General features: G+C 27.2%; 13 protein-coding genes. 7 read left to right on the top strand and 6 right to left on the bottom strand.

The features are described from left to right. Window positions 1-5: 5 nt before the first annotated feature. A complete protein-coding gene (locus tag T352_RS06330) occupies window positions 6-2,984 on the top strand; it encodes a DNA polymerase III subunit alpha (protein WP_051615785.1) in 2,979 nt (992 codons plus the stop codon). A 76-nt stretch (window positions 2,985-3,060) separates the two neighbouring features. Then, on the top strand, window positions 3,061-5,082 hold the full coding sequence (locus tag T352_RS0102890; RefSeq protein ID WP_026391685.1) for an EAL domain-containing protein: 2,022 nt from the start codon (window positions 3,061-3,063) through the stop codon (window positions 5,080-5,082). 121 nt (window positions 5,083-5,203) lie between these two features. Here T352_RS0102890 and T352_RS06850 read toward each other — a convergent pair whose 3' ends face one another. Next, entirely contained in the window at window positions 5,204-6,040 is an 837-nt protein-coding gene (locus T352_RS06850; protein WP_026391684.1) for an HD-GYP domain-containing protein, read from the bottom strand. Window positions 6,041-6,174: 134 nt separating this feature from the next. Further along, a complete protein-coding gene (locus tag T352_RS0102880) occupies window positions 6,175-7,419 on the bottom strand; it encodes a 6-phosphofructokinase (RefSeq protein WP_026391683.1) in 1,245 nt (414 codons plus the stop codon). Between the two features lie 175 nt (window positions 7,420-7,594). Here T352_RS0102880 and pfkA point away from each other — a divergent pair, with 175 nt between their 5' ends. The 4 genes from pfkA to T352_RS0102860 all read left to right on the top strand — a co-directional run bounded on the left by pfkA (window position 7,595) and on the right by T352_RS0102860 (window position 12,930). Further along, entirely contained in the window at window positions 7,595-8,545 is a 951-nt protein-coding gene (gene pfkA, locus T352_RS0102875; protein ID WP_026391682.1) for a 6-phosphofructokinase, read from the top strand. A gap of 74 nt (window positions 8,546-8,619) precedes the next feature. Further along, a complete protein-coding gene (gene pyk, locus T352_RS0102870) occupies window positions 8,620-9,969 on the top strand; it encodes a pyruvate kinase (RefSeq protein WP_026391681.1) in 1,350 nt (449 codons plus the stop codon). A 39-nt stretch (window positions 9,970-10,008) separates the two neighbouring features. Further along, window positions 10,009-11,694 (top strand): Na/Pi cotransporter family protein, encoded by a 1,686-nt coding sequence (locus T352_RS0102865; RefSeq protein WP_026391680.1) that lies wholly within the window; start codon window positions 10,009-10,011, stop codon window positions 11,692-11,694. 3 nt (window positions 11,695-11,697) lie between these two features. After that, on the top strand, window positions 11,698-12,930 hold the full coding sequence (locus tag T352_RS0102860) for an aminopeptidase (RefSeq protein ID WP_035345062.1): 1,233 nt from the start codon (window positions 11,698-11,700) through the stop codon (window positions 12,928-12,930). Window positions 12,931-12,972: 42 nt separating this feature from the next. On the opposite strand, the gene T352_RS0102855 is transcribed toward T352_RS0102860, so the two are convergent. From T352_RS0102855 to T352_RS06320, 4 genes are all read right to left on the bottom strand, one after another. Further along, window positions 12,973-13,923, bottom strand: coding sequence for a DUF4097 family beta strand repeat-containing protein (locus T352_RS0102855; protein WP_026391678.1), 951 nt, complete (start codon window positions 13,921-13,923; stop codon window positions 12,973-12,975). Then, window positions 13,910-14,479 carry a DUF1700 domain-containing protein gene (locus tag T352_RS0102850; protein WP_026391677.1) on the bottom strand — a complete coding sequence of 190 codons (570 nt, stop codon included), beginning with the start codon at window positions 14,477-14,479 and terminating at the stop codon, window positions 13,910-13,912. The genes T352_RS0102855 and T352_RS0102850 overlap by 14 nt, the downstream gene beginning before the upstream one ends. Before the next feature lies 1 nt (window position 14,480). Beyond that, a complete protein-coding gene (locus tag T352_RS0102845; RefSeq protein WP_026391676.1) occupies window positions 14,481-14,789 on the bottom strand; it encodes a PadR family transcriptional regulator in 309 nt (102 codons plus the stop codon). Window positions 14,790-14,862: 73 nt separating this feature from the next. After that, window positions 14,863-16,422 (bottom strand): formate--tetrahydrofolate ligase, encoded by a 1,560-nt coding sequence (locus T352_RS06320; protein WP_084301371.1) that lies wholly within the window; start codon window positions 16,420-16,422, stop codon window positions 14,863-14,865. Between the two features lie 116 nt (window positions 16,423-16,538). On the opposite strand from T352_RS06320, the gene T352_RS0102835 reads away from it, so the two are divergent. Continuing rightward, window positions 16,539-17,078: an NADPH-dependent FMN reductase gene (locus tag T352_RS0102835; protein ID WP_026391675.1), complete on the top strand. Its 540-nt coding sequence runs from the start codon at window positions 16,539-16,541 to the stop codon at window positions 17,076-17,078. The last annotated feature ends 1 nt before the right edge of the window (window position 17,079 follow it).

Genomic DNA, 17,079 nt, shown 5'->3' with positions numbered 1-17,079 from the left:
ATTTAATGCAAGGTGTATTATATTTACAAAGCTCATATAGTATGTTAAAAAGTTTAATCCCATTAAAAGATTTAGTAGACTATTCATTAACAAATAATTATAAATTTATTGCTTTAACGGATGAATCACTTCATGGATTTAAAGAATTATTTGATTTAACTAAAGACCTTCCCATTAAACCAATTGTTGGATTACCGATTGAAGTTTTAGAACCAAATCAAACAAAATTTTTAGTTTATTTGAAAAATAAGGAAGGATATGAAAATTTTTTTAAATTATCCAGCATGAAGGAATTAGGCCATAAATTTAGTTTGTATGATTTAGTTACTTATCAAAAAGGTCTAATCTTTGTAAGCTCAGGTTTTGATTCATTAATTAATAAAACAATTATTTATGGTAATGAATTAGAGGCTGTTAATTACCTTGATCAATACAGTACATTGTTTGATGATTTTTATGTAGGTGTATCTAGTAATCATCAAATCGATTTAAACATTACACTTCCCTTTTTAAGTATTAATTTAAAAAATAAATTTAAAATACTTCCAGTTCATCAAACTAATTATTTACTAGAAGAAGATAAAAAGGTTTATGAAGCATTTATTAAGATTGATAATAGTAAAAATGAACTTTTAACTAATGAGAAAAGATCATTTATTAAAATAGATGAATTAAATGATATCTACAATAATTATCCTAAAGTAAAAGAAAGTTTGGATAATTTCTTAAATAGTATTACTTTTATATATCCTAAAATAAACTTTAGAATGCCAAAGTTTGATACACCAAACAACTTAAGCGAAAAAGAATATTTGTCAAACTTATCATTAGCAGGATTAAAAAGAAGATTACAAATAAATGATATAACTAATAAAGAGTTAGTTAATAAATATATAAAAAGACTAGAAGAAGAATTAAAAGTAATTGACCAAGTAGGGTTTAATGATTATTTTTTAATAGTTTATGACTTTATTTTATATGCTAAGAAAAATGGAGTTTTAGTTGGACCGGGTCGTGGTAGTGCGGCCGGATCATTAGTCTCATATTCACTTGGTATAACTGATGTTGACCCTATAAAATACAACTTAATGTTTGAAAGATTTTTAAATCCTAATCGTGTAACAATGCCTGATATTGACATTGATTTCCCTGACAATAAAAGAGACTTTGTCATAGATTATGTAAGAAATAAATATGGTAATAATCATATTTGCTCAATCTCAACATTTAGTACTCTTGCTGTTAGAAGTTCGGTTAGAGATATTGCGAGAGTTTTAAATGTAAAACAAGATAGATTAGTTGGAATAATCAATGCTGTTTTAAATGGTAAAGTTGAAGAATCTGACTTGGAAACTAAGGAAGTTGCTCTAATTGCAAGTAAAATTGAAGGTTTATACAGACAGACCGGAACTCATGCTGCAGGGATAATATTAAGTGATAATGATTTAACTAAATCAATTCCTCTGCAAAAAGGACCATTTTCATTTATGCAAAGTCAGTATGATGCACAAACTCTTGAGGAACTAGGATTAATCAAGATTGACTTTTTAGGAATTAAAAACCTTGCAATCATTAAAGAAATATTAGAAAACTTATTAAAGAGAAATATTAAAATTGATTTAGATAGATTAAACTTAGAAGATGAAAAAACCTTCAAACTTTTATCAAGTGGTGATACAACGGGTATTTTCCAACTTGAAAGTTATGGGATGAGAAATGTACTACAAAAATTAAAACCTTCAAATTTCGAAGATATAGTAGCAACACTTGCACTATTTAGACCAGGACCTATGGCAAATATTGATGTTTATATTAAAAGAAAAGAAGGAGCTAAATTTAACTATCTTCATGATGATTTAAAAGATATTTTAAAAAGTACTTATGGTATTATTATTTACCAAGAACAAATTATGGAAATAGCAAAAGTTTTTGCTGGATATAGCCTATTTGATGCTGATAGTTTAAGAGCAGGAATTAGTAAGAAGAATTTAGGAATCTTAGAAAATGAACGTATTAAATTTATAAATGGAAGCATCAAAAAAGGCTATGATAAGAAACTAGCAAACGATATTTTTGAATATATTTTAAAATTTGCTGACTATGGATTTAATAGAAGTCATAGCGTTTCATATAGTCTTGTTGCTTATCAAATGGCTTATTTAAAGGCTAATCATTATCTTGAGTTTATGAGAGTACTACTTAACTCAGTAATTGGTAATGAAAACCAAACAACTATTTATTTAGATGAATTAAAACAAATGGGATTTAAGATTTATGCACCAGATTTAAATCTTAGTACAAATAAGTACCTAATATATAAAGGTGGTGTTATAATGCCACTTACGCAAGTAAAAGGTATTGGTTTAAAAACATATGAATCATTAGTAAGTAGACGTGGTAATCAAAAATTTACCTCTTATAATGATATTAAAGAAAGATTAAAATATGATATAAACCAAAGCCAACTCTCAAACTTAATTTATAGTGGAGCACTTGATTTTTTAAATTTAAATAGAAAGACTTTAATCGAAAATATTTCATATGAAACAGTTCTTGCAGAAAAAATCATTAAGGATTATATTTTTAATATAGTTAGTGATTATAGTTTTGTTGATAACCAAAAATATGAAAAAGAGAGTCTGGGCTATAATGTTAAGTTTGATATTTTACATGTAATAAAAAGGCTAGAAAAAAACAATAAAAAAATCTTACTAATAGATAAGATAAATCTCAAAAATCCTGGGATATATCAAACTTGCGGCATAATAATCAATAAAAAATTACACACAACTAAAAAAGGCAGTAAAATGATGTTTATAGAACTAAGTGACTCTAAAAATCAACTAGATATATTAGTTTTTGATAGACTAATTGAAAGTGTAACTGAAATAGATAAAAATAAGATTATTGTAATAACGATTAAAAAAGATATCTATCAAGGAAGAGATAGTTATATTTTAGAATCAATTAATGAAATCTTATAATATTATTTTGAGTAATATTATAGGATTTTTTTTTATTAAAATATATAATTATACATATTAAAGAGAGGTTTGGTATATGAGAACTATTACAGATGAAATTGATATATTAGATAATCTGCCAATTGGATTATTGAAAATAAGAAATAATCAAAAAGAAACCATCAAATTAAATAAATATATAATTAATTTGCTTGGTTATAACGAAGATGAAATTAAACAAATAGATCTAAATCAAATTTATAGTAATAATGATTTAATTAAGATTAAATCAAAGATGAATGATCTTTATAATAAAAAAATAAATAATTATCATATGACTTTAGAAGCAAAAAGTAAGAATGATTTAAATATGTTTTTAGATGTTTATATAATCTATAATGAAAAAGAAGATCTCTTCTATTTTTTTATTAGTAACATAACAGACCTTAGAAAAAAAGAAGTTGAAGTAATTGAAATAATTAGAAATAAAAACTTAATTTTTAATAATTTTCCAGGTTTAATATATAGATCAAAAGACGATAAAGACTATACAATGACTTATTTATCGAAAGGATGTTTTAATTTAACAGGGTATAAGGAAAATGAATTATTAAATAATAAACAAAAAAGCTTTGCAGATATTATTTATGAAGAAGACTTAGAAAAAACAAGAATTATAATGAAAAACAAGTTAAGAGAAAAAGAAGTTTTTCAATTAGAATATAGAATCATAACTAAGGAAAATAAGATTAAGTGGGTATTAGAATATGCTGAAGCTGTTTTTGATGAAAATGATAACATAAAGTATATTGAAGGGATGATCTTTGATATAACAAGACTAAAAGAATTAAATAACAAGATAGAATATAATATAAAATATGATAGTTTAACAAACTTACTTAACAGAAACTCTCTTTTAAATGAAATTGAGGAACATAATAACGGCACCTTATTTTTAGTAAATATGAAAAACCTCTATATTAAGTATGGGGATTATGGTTTTACGAACGTCCAAAAAATAAAAAAAGAAATCAGAGATTTCTTGATTATGTTTGAAAATGAAAAATTTAGACTTTTTTATATTCAAGAAAATGGTTTTGCCTTTTACTATAAAGCATTATTAAGCAAGGAAGAAGTTGATAAAATTAATGACAAAATTATTGATAAACTAACAAACTATTTTTCACTAAATATAAGTGTTGGTGTAGGTATTGTTGCTAATTATCAAAAACTTAATTCACTAGAGCTTCTTAATAAAGCAATTAAAATTTCAGAATTAGCGCTTGAACTAGATGGGTTGTATAATACAATATATTTTACAGAAGAAATAGAATATAAAATTAGAAGAACTCAAACGATAAAAGATGAATTACTTTTAGAAATAGAAAGTAAGGAAAATAACTTATATATGGAATACCAACCGATTATATATTTAAGAGATAATAGTATTTTTGCAGTAGAGGCTTTAGCAAGATTTAACAGCAAATCATATGGAAGTATTGCTCCAGCAGAATTTATAAGTATTGCTGAATCAAACCGATTTATATATGAACTGGGATTAAAAATAATTGATATATCTCTTAATTTTATTAGTAGATATAGGCTTAATTTTAAAAGTGAACTCAAATTATCTATAAATATATCGGTTAATCAGTTTTACAATATTAATTTTATTAATGATATTAAAGGACTTGTTAAAAAAAATAACTTACTTTTTAATAATATAATTTTAGAGGTGACGGAATCAATTTTTGCTAGTAATTTAGGAGAATTAGAAATTATATTAAATGATTTAAGAAATATCGGATTTTTAATTGCATTAGATGATTTTGGAAAAAGATACTCAAATTTAATTTACTTACAAGAATTAAAATTTGACATAATCAAAATTGATAAATCATTTACAAGTAGAATAACTAATGGTAATAAAGTATCTTTAATAGGCGATATTATTAATATTAGTAGAAAACTTGATTCTTTAGTTGTAACTGAAGGGGTGGAAACCTTATTACAAGATAGTTTTTTAAAAGAGTTAAAATGTGATATGGTACAAGGATATTATTATAGTAAACCAATAAATGAGAAAAGATTAGAAGAATTTATTGAAAATTATAAATAAAAAAACATCCAAAATGTTTTTAAATTAATGTATTATAAAATTCTTCAAAGTCTCTTTCATTTTTTAAAACTAAACTAATTAAGGAAGGATCAAAATGCTTTCCTTTTTCTTTTTCTAGTATTTATATTGCTTCTTCATGAGTAAATGGACTTTTATATTTTCTTTTACTTCTAAGTGCATCATAAACATCAACTATTGCAATAATTCTAGCTTCTAATGTAATGTCTTCACCTTTTATATTGTTTGGATAGCCAGTTCCATCATATTTTTCATGATGATATAAAATCATATTAGCTGCAACATCAGATTTAAATCCTTTAAAGACGGAAGATATAACGCTATATAACTCAAAACCTAGTTTAGAATGTTCTTTCATTCTGTTACGTTCTTTATCTGTATAAGAACTAGTAGAATTAACTATGTTATCTTCAATGCAAAGTTTTCCTAAATCATGAAAAATTGAGTAGTCTATTATTTCTGAAAAATATTCATTTGAATATTGTAATTCATCATAATGGCCCTTTACTAAATCAACTAAAAATTTAGTTAGATAAGGAATTCTATATATTTGTGTATTAACATCAGAATCTTTCTCTGCTAGTATTTTTTTTAAGTAATATGAGATAGAAGCTTCTGTTTGAATTGCGTTATTTCCGTAAACAATATCTAAAATACTATTAAAGATATCTTCATTTAAGGTATCTTTTACAAAATAATCACTAACAAGAGAGAAGTTATCATTTTTTTGTACTGTTACAATAAATGAGTTAATAAACTTTTTTTCTTTTCTTATTTTAAATAAGTCATTAACAAAACAATCACTTAAAATAAAGGCGTCATAAGTGTTGTTTTTTATTATATTTTCAAATTCACTATTTGTTACAAAATCATATTCAAATCGATTATTAATTAAATGTTTGTAGGGTAAAAATTCACTTGCTATTAATAATTTTTTCATATGTTCTCCTAGTTTTTTCACATCAATCTAAGCATCATTATACATAATAAAAGTATAAATATCAATTTTAAATCTTACTTTTAAAATAAAAAAGTGGATTTTAAAAATCCACTTAATTTATTAAAAGTTATTAATTAAAGTTTTGGAGCTCTTACTTTTTTTAATTTAGCAAATCTTGGTAAACCATTTTCATAAGTAACACCTGCATCCCCTTGAATAAGTGGTAATGCATAGTCAACGAATTCTTGTGATAAACCTTCAGCATTTGGTAAGATCCATTCTAATGGTACAGTTTGTTCTGTATTTGCTGCAAGACTTAATGGAAGTAATACATATTCCATTTCGTATGGAGCTGATGATAAACGTTTGAAACCAACCATTTTACCTGATTCACCTTTTAGTGCTGATTCAACAGCGATTCTACCTGCATTATAAGCTTCATTTACGTCTGTTCCACTTGCTAAGTGTGCTGCTGATCTTTGCATTAAACTAAATTCAATTGGACGTACTTTTACGTTATATAATTGTTTAATTTCGTCTGCTAATACAGCTGCTGCACCACCAAGTTGTGCATGTCCAAATGAGTCTGTTGATAATGATTTAAATAGTTCAGGAATATATTTTCCTTCTTTTGTTTTTAAACCTTCACTAATTGCAACAATAACTTTTCCTTTTTCATCTAAAACTTCTTTAACGCGTTTGTTAAAGAAATCTAAGTCAAAGTCAACTTCTGGTAAGAATATTAAGTCTGGTCCTTGTCCTAATGATTTAGCTAATTGACTTGCTGCTGTTAACCAACCAGCATTTCTACCCATAACTTCAACGATTGTTACTTGTTTTGTATCATATACAGTTGCGTCGTGGTATAGTTCCATAAATGTTGTTGCTACATATTTTGCAGCACTTGCAAATCCTGGTGAGTGGTCTGTTCCAAATAAATCGTTATCGATTGTTTTAGGAACTCCCATAACTCTCATATCCCAACCTGATTCTCTCATAAAATCATTGATTTTACTTGCTGTATCCATTGAGTCATTACCACCGTTATAGAAGAAGAAACGAATGTTGTACTTTTTGAAAACTTCTAATAATCTCTTATAGTCTGTATCGTCTTTTTTTGGATCAGCTAATTTATAACGAACACTACCAATTGATGAACTTGGTGTATTTTTTAACAATTCTAATTCCCTGCGATCTTCTTGTCTCATATCGTAGAATTCTTCGTTTAAAACACCTCTAATCCCGTGTACTGCACCATATACTTCAGTTACAAGAGGACTATCTAAAGCAGCTAAGAAAACACCGGCAGCACTAGCATTAATAACGCTTGTTGGACCACCTGATTGGCCTAATAATACGGCACCTTTTAATTCTTTCATTTAATCACCATTTCCTTTTTTATTATTCATTCTTTATTCTATCATATAACTATTTTTTTTACCACTTTTTTTAATATTGCACACAATGTAAGTGTTTTCTTTTTAATCTTATTTATTAGATTTTTTGAATATGATATAATAAAGAAAACGAAAAAGAAATCAGGTGATTAACAATATGAAAATAGCAATATTAACTTCAGGTGGCGATGCACCAGGGATGAACGTAGCAATTAGAGCAGCAGTTAGATATGGAATTAATAAAGGACATGAATTTTATGGAGTATTAAATGGTTATTATGGATTAGTTAATGATGATTTAATTAAACTAGAACATAAAAGTATGTCAGGGATTATTTCTTTTGGGGGAACATTTTTAAAGACAGCAAGATTTCCTGAATTTAGAGAAGAAGCTAATAGACAAAAGGCGATTGATAATCTAAAGGCAAGAGGGATTGAAGGTTTAATAGTTATTGGTGGAGATGGCTCATATCGTGGGGCTTTAGATTTGTCAAAAATGGGATTAAAAGTTGTAACAATACCTGGGACAATTGATAATGATATTTACGGAACAGACTATACAATAGGCTTTCATACAGCATTAAATACAATTGTTGAAGCAATGGATAAGTTAAGAGATACATCAGTTTCTCATCAAAGATGTTCAATTATTGAAGTAATGGGTCGTGAATGTGGAGATTTAGCGCTTCATGCAGCATTATCAGGTGGTGCTGAGTTTTTAGTAACGCCAGAAAATCCATTATCAAAAGAATATATTATTGATAAGTTAAAAGAGTATAAAAAAGAAGATAGAACCCATGCAATTGTTGTTGTTACAGAAAATATTTTTAATGTTCATGAACTTGCAAAAGAAATTACTGAAAAATCTAAGTTCACTTCAAATGCGACAGTCCTAGGATATATTCAAAGAGGTGGGTCACCAGTTCCATCGGATAGAATTATCGCAACTAGAATGGGTTCATATGCAATTGACTTATTTGAACAAAATATTCATTCTGTTGCTATTGGTATTGAAAATGATAAATTAATTTATCTACCAATACACATCGTTTTAAATAACAAAAGAAGAGTTAATCCGTTATATAAATTGGTAAAAGAAGTATCGTAGAAAAACGTTTTCAATTTACCATAAAATAAAATATGATATAATAAAAATAAATAAAAATGATAAGGAGAATATCAATGGAAAGAACAAAATTAGTTGGTACAATGGGACCAGCTTCAGAAAATAAAGATGTATTAAGAGAATTATTTAAAGCAGGGTTAAATGTTGCTAGAATGAACTTTTCACATGGTGATCATGCAGAACATTTAAGAAGACTAACAACAGTTAGAGAATTAAACAAAGAACTTGGTACAAATGTAGCTTTAATGTTAGATACAAAAGGACCAGAAATGCGTACAAATGAATTTGAAAATGGAGCTGTTACAATTGAAAAAGATAGTTTAGTAACATTACATTTCGAAGAAATTTTAGGTACAGAAAAAGCATTCTCAATTAACTACCCAGGTTTATATGATGACGTTCAAGTTGGAACAGTTATTCTTGTTGATGATGGTTATTTACAAACAGAAGTTATTAGCAAAGATGATAAAACAAGAACATTAGTTGTTAAAGCAAAAAACACACACAGAATTAAAAATAGACGTGGTGTTAACGTACCAAATACACTTGTAAATATGCCATTCTTATCACAAAAAGATATTAACGATATTATTTTCGGTGCAGAACAAAAAGTTGATTTTATTGCAGCATCATTTGTCCAACATGGTGATAACATCAATCAAATTAGAGAATTATTAAAAGAAAATAATTCAGAAGATACATTAATTATTGCAAAAATTGAAAACCAAGCAGGTATTGATAACTTAGATTCAATCTTAGAAGCATCAGATGGTATCATGGTTGCTCGTGGAGACTTAGGGGTAGAAATCTTACCAGAAGACTTACCACACTACCAAAAAGAAATGGTTGAACGTGCAAGACAAATGGGTAAATTAGTAATTGTTGCAACACAAATGGTTGAATCAATGCAAAATAACCCAGTTCCAACAAGAGCAGAAGTTTCAGACGTTGCTAATGCTGTTTATGATAGTGCAGATTCAGTAATGTTAAGTGGCGAAATGGCAGCTGGTAAATATCCATTAGAATCAGTTCAAATGATGAAGAGAATTGTTACAAAAACACAAGACTATGTAGAATATGATCAATTCTTATTCCCACTTGAAGGTGATAACGAAGATTTAGAAAACTTAAGTTTTATGGCAGCTGTATCAGCAGCAAATTATCATGTTGCAGCAGTTGTTGTTGATAGCTATAAATTAGCAAGAGTTATATCAAAATATCGTGTCAGTGCACCTGTTGTTGCTGTAGTTAATAATATTGAAGCTCCAAAAGCAAACCTATTCTTTGGTGTATACCCAGTATTAAGCCAAAAAGAAGTTGACAATAAACTTGTTAAATTAGGCGTTGAAAAAGAAGATACAGTATTATATATTACAAACAACAAGATTGAAATTAAAAAATTTTAATAGAGGTGTCGAAAGACACCTTTTTTATAGGAGAGTAAAATGACGACGAGCATCTTAATGTTTATTGGTGGTATTGCCTTATTTATATATGGTATTACAACCCTTAGTGATTATTTGAAAAAATTATCTGGAAATAGATTTAAAAGTTCAATTGAAAAAGTTATTAATAAACCAATTTTAGCAATTTTGATTGGTCCAACAATTACCGCACTTACTAGTTCATCATCGGCAATTATTATTATAGTTATTGGCTTAGTAAGGGCAGGATTAATTAATTCAAAACAAAGTGTTGGATTAATTATGGGAGCTAATATTGGAACAACCATTTCCGCATTTATTATTAGTTTACCAATTAGTAAGTATGCATATCCAATTATTGCAGTAGGATTAATCCTTTATTTCCTAAAGAATAAAAAGATTAAAAATGTTGGTGGAATTATTCTAAGTATGGGTCTTTTATTCCTTGGATTAAATACAATGGGAGACGGACTAAATCCTTTAATTAATACACCTGAAACACATAATCTATTTATGTTATTGTCAAAAGATTCATTCTTGGGAACAATAACTGGATTCTTATTTGGAACCGGATTTACATCAGTTATTCAGTCATCGAGTGCTACAACAGCAATTGTTCAAAAATTATATTCAATGAATGATCCATTAAATGGTATTGCGACATTATCTCTAAGAGGAGCATTACCAATTGTTATTGGTGCAAACCTCGGAACAACAATTACAGGACTTCTTGCATCATTTGGTGGAAATGAGGAAAGTAAGAGAGCTGCTTTAATTCACGTAATCTTTAATATGATTGGTGCACTTATTTTCTTACCACTTATTAATCCATACACTAATCTTATATCATTAATTGAGACTCTAATATTGCCATCATACTCAATGGTTACAATTGCAATTGCTCACTTAATTCAAAACTTAGTTACAACACTAGTATTATTCTTCTTTATGAGTCAAATTGTTAAACTAACAGAATTACTCATTCCATATAAAAATGGTAAAAAAGAAGAAATTACATTTGATGAAAAACTAATTGCTCAGTCACCTACCATCGCACTAGAATCAGTGAAAAAAGCAATCAACCATCTTAGTTCAATCGTATTAGATTATTTTTACTTAACTAAGAATTTCTCATTTACTTTTAATCCAAAGGTTGAAGAAGAAGCAAACCATTATGAAATGGTAATTGATGAATTAAATGGTAAGATTCATAATTATTTATTAAAGATAATTAGAAAAGGTTTAAGAAGTAATGATACGGAAGACTTTTCAATTTACTTAGATATAATTAAAGACTTAGAACGTATTGGTGATCACTTATCAAATATTATTGAATTCTTTACAATTAGATATGCTGAAAATCATAGTTTAAGTGAAGCAGGTAGGGAAGATATTAGTACTATTTATGAAACATTAGAAGAAATGATTAAAAATATTACATCAAGTATTTATTCAGACTTTAAGGATTTACCAATTATTGTTACAAGTCTTGAAGAAAAAGTGGATAAACTTGAAGAAAGTGCAAGAATTGGCTATATGAATAGATTAAAAAGTGGTGAATTTGATTTTTATCAAACATCAAATTTTGTTGATATCTTATCTGATTTAGAACGTATTGGTGATCATTTGAATAATATTGCAGAAATTATCATTGATCCATTTGGAAAAAATGTTGAAATTACTGGACTTAAAAAGAAAAGAGGGTAAAATATGTTAGAAAATTTAATAAAAAAATATGCAGAACTATCTGTAAAAATTGGCGTTAATGTACAAAAAGATCAAATTGTTGTAATTAGAGCAACAACAGAGACTAAAGAATTTGTTAGAGCACTTACAAAAGAAGCATATGAAGTAGGAGCTAAAAAAGTTTATGTTCAATGGTCAGATGACTATGTAAATAGAGAAACAAACTTACATGCAAGTTTAGAAACCTTGACAAATGTTGATGAATGGTTTATTTCACAACAAAAATATTTCATTGATAACAATGCTTGCTTTATTTCAGTAACATCACCAATTCCTGGATTAAATGCTGGTTTAGATGGTGCAAAAATGCAAAAAGCAATGGTTGCTACACAAAAAGCAATTCCATTTTTCCAAAAACATTTAATGGCAAACAAAACACAATGGTTAGTTGTTGGTGCACCAAATAAAGTTTGGGCAAAGAAAGTTTTCCCAGAACTATCAGAAGAAGAAGCATACTTAAAATTATGGGAAGCAATCTTAAACACAGCAAGAGTATATGAAACAAATGATGTGATTAAAAAATGGGATAATCATAATAAATATTTAAGTAAACACAATGATGTTTTAAACAAATATAACTTTAAACACCTACACTTTACTAATAGTCTTGGAACTGATTTAATTGTTGAATTAGTTAAAGATCATGTTTGGGCAGGTGGAGCTGAAATATCAGGTAATGGTGTAACATTTAATCCTAATATTCCAACTGAAGAATCATTTACAATGCCATATAAATTTGGAACAAGAGGTAAAGTATTTGCAACTAAACCACTTAACTATCAAGGAAAATTAATTGAAGATTTCTATCTTGAGTTTAAAGATGGAAAAGTTGTAGCTTTTGATGCTAAGAAAGAAAAAGATGCGTTAGAACAATTAATTAATGCAGATAGTGGTAGTTCATATATTGGAGAAATTGCTTTAATAAGCCATGATTCTCCAATCTCAAATACAAATATTTTATTTTATAATACACTTTACGATGAAAATGCTTCATGTCATATGGCATTAGGTAAGGCTTATGCAATGAATGTTAAGGGTGGCACTTTAATGACTGATGAAGAATTAGAAAACGTTGGAGCAAACAATTCAGTTGTTCACAGTGATTTCATGTTTGGATCAAGTGATATGAAAATTGTTGGTTTAACAAATGACAATAAAGAAGTGGTCGTTTTTGAAAATGGAAACTTCGTAATCTAATTTTAAATATAATAAAATGGTTCTAAAAATAGAACCATTTTTTTAATATATATTGATATTTCCAGAAACTGAATTTATTTTATATTTTATATTGTATAAATCTAAGTTATCGGTTTTCTCCAAATATTTTTTTCCAAATATTTTAAGGCTTCCTGACTTAATACTAATGTTAAAACCAATTTGATCAGGTGTTCTTTTATCAGTAATACTAATATTACCTGATCTTGATTCAATTAAATTATCAAGACTTAAATTATTTTTTATTCTTAAATTTCCACTTACAATTTTAATACTTGATTTATTTGCTTCTAAGGAATCGATTGTTACATTACCAGACTTTGTGTTTGTTTTAAATATGTTAGATTTAATTGTACCAGTTCCTTTTAAGTTACCACTTGTTAAATTAACATTTAATTCATCTGAATTAATATTATTAAGTAATAAGTTTCCAGAATTTATTTTAATATTGGTTGATGAGTTAACATTTAAGTTATGAAGACTAATATTACCACTAACTGATTCTAAAGTTAATGCATTTATGTTCATACTGTGATCAATCTTAATATTTCCTGATTTATTATAGATATTTATTACATCAACACTTTCTTTATTTAAGTAAATATAAACTGTACTTACATTTCTAGATGTATAACCCATATTTATACTATTTAATAAGTTAAATGTATAATCTATTTTAAAATTTAAGGTGTCACCAATTACACTATTTTCAGCAGTCTCATCTTTTTGATTCAAGTAATATTCAATATAACTAGAAGTAGTTGATTCAATAATTTCAATATAACGGTTATCAGCATTAATATCTAGGGATTTAATATTATCATCAATTAAAATATTATCCATTTTAGTATATTTATAATCGTTATTAAAGATATTTTTAACATCATTAAAAGTTCCACCTTTTGCAAAGCCTAAGGCTAGTATGAATGATCCAATTAATGTAAAAATTATTAGGATTATATTAATTTTTTTCATTTTTCTTCACTCCTTTTAGAGTTATATTTGAGAATAATTTAATTAAATAATTATTTAAATTTTTACATAGTTTAATTAAATTAATTAAAATTATTAATGTAAGTGCACTTAATAGAATACTAGCACCAATTGAGACAAGTAGACTTCCAGTATTTGTAATAAAGACAATTCGGTTAATTAGTTCTAAAATAACAGCGAAAGGTATGGAGATAGTTGCAACAAACAGACTAAATATTACAATATATAAACCAAATATTATTACTAAATAAGTAATACCTAAAGGGATCCATATTGGACTTGTAAGTAAAAAGATTAATAATCTGTTGCTTGATCCAATTGATTCTTTTATTTTTATATTTTCTCGCTTATTAAGACTCTTAGGTAAAAACTCACTTCTAATTTCTTTATAGTTTAGAGATTCTTCGATTTCTTTTAATGATTCACCACTATCTAGTCGGTCATTTATTAACTCTTCATAATATGCAAGGATATCATCAAGTTCATCTTTATTTAAACCTTTTAGATTTTTTTTGATTTCTTTTAATATTTTCTCCATTTTAAATATCCTTTCTAATATTTTGTAATTTTTCGTAAATGTCTAACCATTCTTTGACAAATGATTCAATATGCATAATTCCCTTTTTAGTAATTTTATAGTATTTTCTATTTCTACCATTAAAAAGAAGATTATAAGTCTCAAGTTCATTTGCCTTTTCCAGTCGTCTAAGAATAGGATAAAGTGTTGATTCAGACATTTCAATATGTTTACTTAAGTTTTGAACAAGTTCATAACCATAGGAATCGTGTTTTCTGAGCTCTTCTAAAACATAGATTTCTAAAACACCTTTTTTTAACTGAGTTTCCATAATATCCCTCCACACACAGTATTATACATTGCATAGTATAGATTGTCAATAAAAAGTCTAAAAAATATTAGACTTAAATTGATAAAGCACGAGGATTATCATTTAATCCTGGCATTGTATTAATTCCTTTAGTTAGTGCTACAAAAAATTTAGCACCCATTTGAGGTCTTATTTCATTGATTTCTAAGATGAAATTAGTAGGTCTTCCTCTAAGACTACTATTACTTGATAGAGAACTATGGGTCTTAGCAATAATAACAGGTATGTTTTTAATTAAATCGTGGTAAAGATTTAACTGGAGTGTTGCCTTCTTACTAAAGATAACATCACTTGCACCATAGATTTTTTTTGCAAGTTTTTTTATTTTTAAGGTTGGACTATCTTCTAAAGTATAAGGTCTTGTTATTTTGCTTGCTTCTTTATTAGCTATTTCATTAATAATTAGTTTTGCTAGATTAACTGAACCCTTCGCTCCATCATCAAAACAAGATGATAATTCAACTTTATAGCCATTATTTTTACAATAGTTAATTAAAAAGTTAATTTCTTGCTCTTTATTATAATTATGTTTATTGATTGCAACTATAAAATCTAGATTAAATGATTTAATATTTTCAATATGTTTTTCTAGATTTTTAATACCCTCTTTTAAGGCCTCTAGGTTATCACTGTGATAATCATCCAACCCACCATGATATTTTAAAGAGTGAATAGTAGTAACTAATACTACTAAATCAATATTCTTTTTAGCTTCTAGCATTTTAACATCAATAAATTTTTCCATGCCTAAATCAGAACCAAAACCAGCTTCTGTTATTACATAGTCAGCTAACTTTAAACTAAGGTTTGTTGCAATGATTGAATTAGAACCATGAGCAATATTACCAAATGGACCAGTATGAACTAATGCAAGATTACCTTCTTTTGATAAAACAACATTAGGATTAATTGCTTCTTTAAGGAGAAGAACTAAAGCATTGATGCCACCGATATCTTTAGCATAAATAAAGTTTTTATTATTATCAAAACCAATTAAAATATTTTCAAGTCTTTGTTTTAAATCATCTATATCACGGCTAAGAGCAAGAATCGCCATGATTTCACTTGCTGCAGTTATTACAAACTTATCTTCTCTTAAAGTTGTTTTGATTTTTCTAAGAGAACGATCATTAATATCCATTGTTCTTGGCCAAATGACCTCTTCAATATTTAGTTTGTTACCATGATAGATATGGTTATCAATTAATGATGATAAAAGATTGTGGGCACTAGTAATTGCATGAAAGTCACCATTAAAATGGAGGTTAATGTTTTCCTCAGGTTCTAATGTTGCCATCCCCCCACCAGTTGCACCACCTTTTAAGCCAAACACAGGACCCATACTTGGTTCTCTAAGTGTAACAATTGATTTTTTATTCAAGAGATTAAAAGCATCATTTAAACCGATTGATAAAGTAGTTTTACCTTCACCTGCTGGTGTTGGTGTAACTGAAGTTAGTAAAATTAGTTTACCATCTTTCTTGTTTAGGGTATTTAAAATGGATAAGTCAATTTTTCCTTTATTATTGCCATAAGGAATATAGTATTTCATATCTATGTCATATTTTTTTAGTGTATCTAATAAATTATTCATCTTTAGTCCTCCTTGCTTCCCATATAATAACATATTTTTTAAATTAAGCATATAACTTTTATTAAAATGTAATAAGGGGTATAATAAATAATGAGAATCAAAAAGGAGATTAGAAGATGAAAATAGGTATATTAACAACAACAGTTAGAGAAGGAAGAAATAATCTTAAAGTTGCAAAGTGGGTTTTAGAAAATGGTTTAAAAAGAAATGATGGGACAACATACGAGATAGTTGACTTAAAAGATTTTGATTTACCAATAATGGGTCTAGGAACTAGTGAACAATTTTTAGAAGTTTCAAGATGGCAAGAAAAAATTGCTGAATTTGATGGGTACATTATTATTACAGCTGAATATAATCACGCACCAAGTGGCGTTTTCAAAAATGCACTTGATTTCTTAAAACCACAATTTGCAGATAAAGTAGCATCATTTGTTGGATATGGTGGTGTTGGTGGAGCACGTGCAATTGAACAATTAAAATTAGTATTTTCTGAATACCAAGTAGCAACAACACAAAGACAAGTAAACTTAATGTTAATGGTTGATTTCATAAACATGAGTGAATTTGCACCCAAAGATTATCAATTAGACTCACTTGAAGAATTATTTGTTCAAACAAATAAATGGGCAAAAGCACTAAAAACAATTAGATAAA

Origin of the sequence: Haploplasma modicum ATCC 29102 (genome assembly GCF_000687835.1) — a bacterium.
GTDB classification, from domain to species: Bacteria; Bacillota_I; Bacilli_A; order Acholeplasmatales; family Acholeplasmataceae; genus Haploplasma; species Haploplasma modicum.
This window is presented reverse-complemented; position numbering and strand designations above follow the sequence as displayed.

What these genes read in the sequence shown, in the direction of transcription:
- T352_RS06330 (WP_051615785.1), top strand. Translation starts at nt 6, where the DNA reads ATGCAAGGTGTATTATATTTACAAAGCTCATATAGTATGTTAAAAAGT.
- T352_RS0102890 (WP_026391685.1), top strand. Translation starts at nt 3,061, where the DNA reads ATGAGAACTATTACAGATGAAATTGATATATTAGATAATCTGCCAATT.
- T352_RS06850 (WP_026391684.1), bottom strand. Translation starts at nt 6,040, where the DNA reads ATGAAAAAATTATTAATAGCAAGTGAATTTTTACCCTACAAACATTTA.
- T352_RS0102880 (WP_026391683.1), bottom strand. Translation starts at nt 7,419, where the DNA reads ATGAAAGAATTAAAAGGTGCCGTATTATTAGGCCAATCAGGTGGTCCA.
- pfkA (WP_026391682.1), top strand. Translation starts at nt 7,595, where the DNA reads ATGAAAATAGCAATATTAACTTCAGGTGGCGATGCACCAGGGATGAAC.
- pyk (WP_026391681.1), top strand. Translation starts at nt 8,620, where the DNA reads ATGGAAAGAACAAAATTAGTTGGTACAATGGGACCAGCTTCAGAAAAT.
- T352_RS0102865 (WP_026391680.1), top strand. Translation starts at nt 10,009, where the DNA reads ATGACGACGAGCATCTTAATGTTTATTGGTGGTATTGCCTTATTTATA.
- T352_RS0102860 (WP_035345062.1), top strand. Translation starts at nt 11,698, where the DNA reads ATGTTAGAAAATTTAATAAAAAAATATGCAGAACTATCTGTAAAAATT.
- T352_RS0102855 (WP_026391678.1), bottom strand. Translation starts at nt 13,923, where the DNA reads ATGAAAAAAATTAATATAATCCTAATAATTTTTACATTAATTGGATCA.
- T352_RS0102850 (WP_026391677.1), bottom strand. Translation starts at nt 14,479, where the DNA reads ATGGAGAAAATATTAAAAGAAATCAAAAAAAATCTAAAAGGTTTAAAT.
- T352_RS0102845 (WP_026391676.1), bottom strand. Translation starts at nt 14,789, where the DNA reads ATGGAAACTCAGTTAAAAAAAGGTGTTTTAGAAATCTATGTTTTAGAA.
- T352_RS06320 (WP_084301371.1), bottom strand. Translation starts at nt 16,422, where the DNA reads ATGAATAATTTATTAGATACACTAAAAAAATATGACATAGATATGAAA.
- T352_RS0102835 (WP_026391675.1), top strand. Translation starts at nt 16,539, where the DNA reads ATGAAAATAGGTATATTAACAACAACAGTTAGAGAAGGAAGAAATAAT.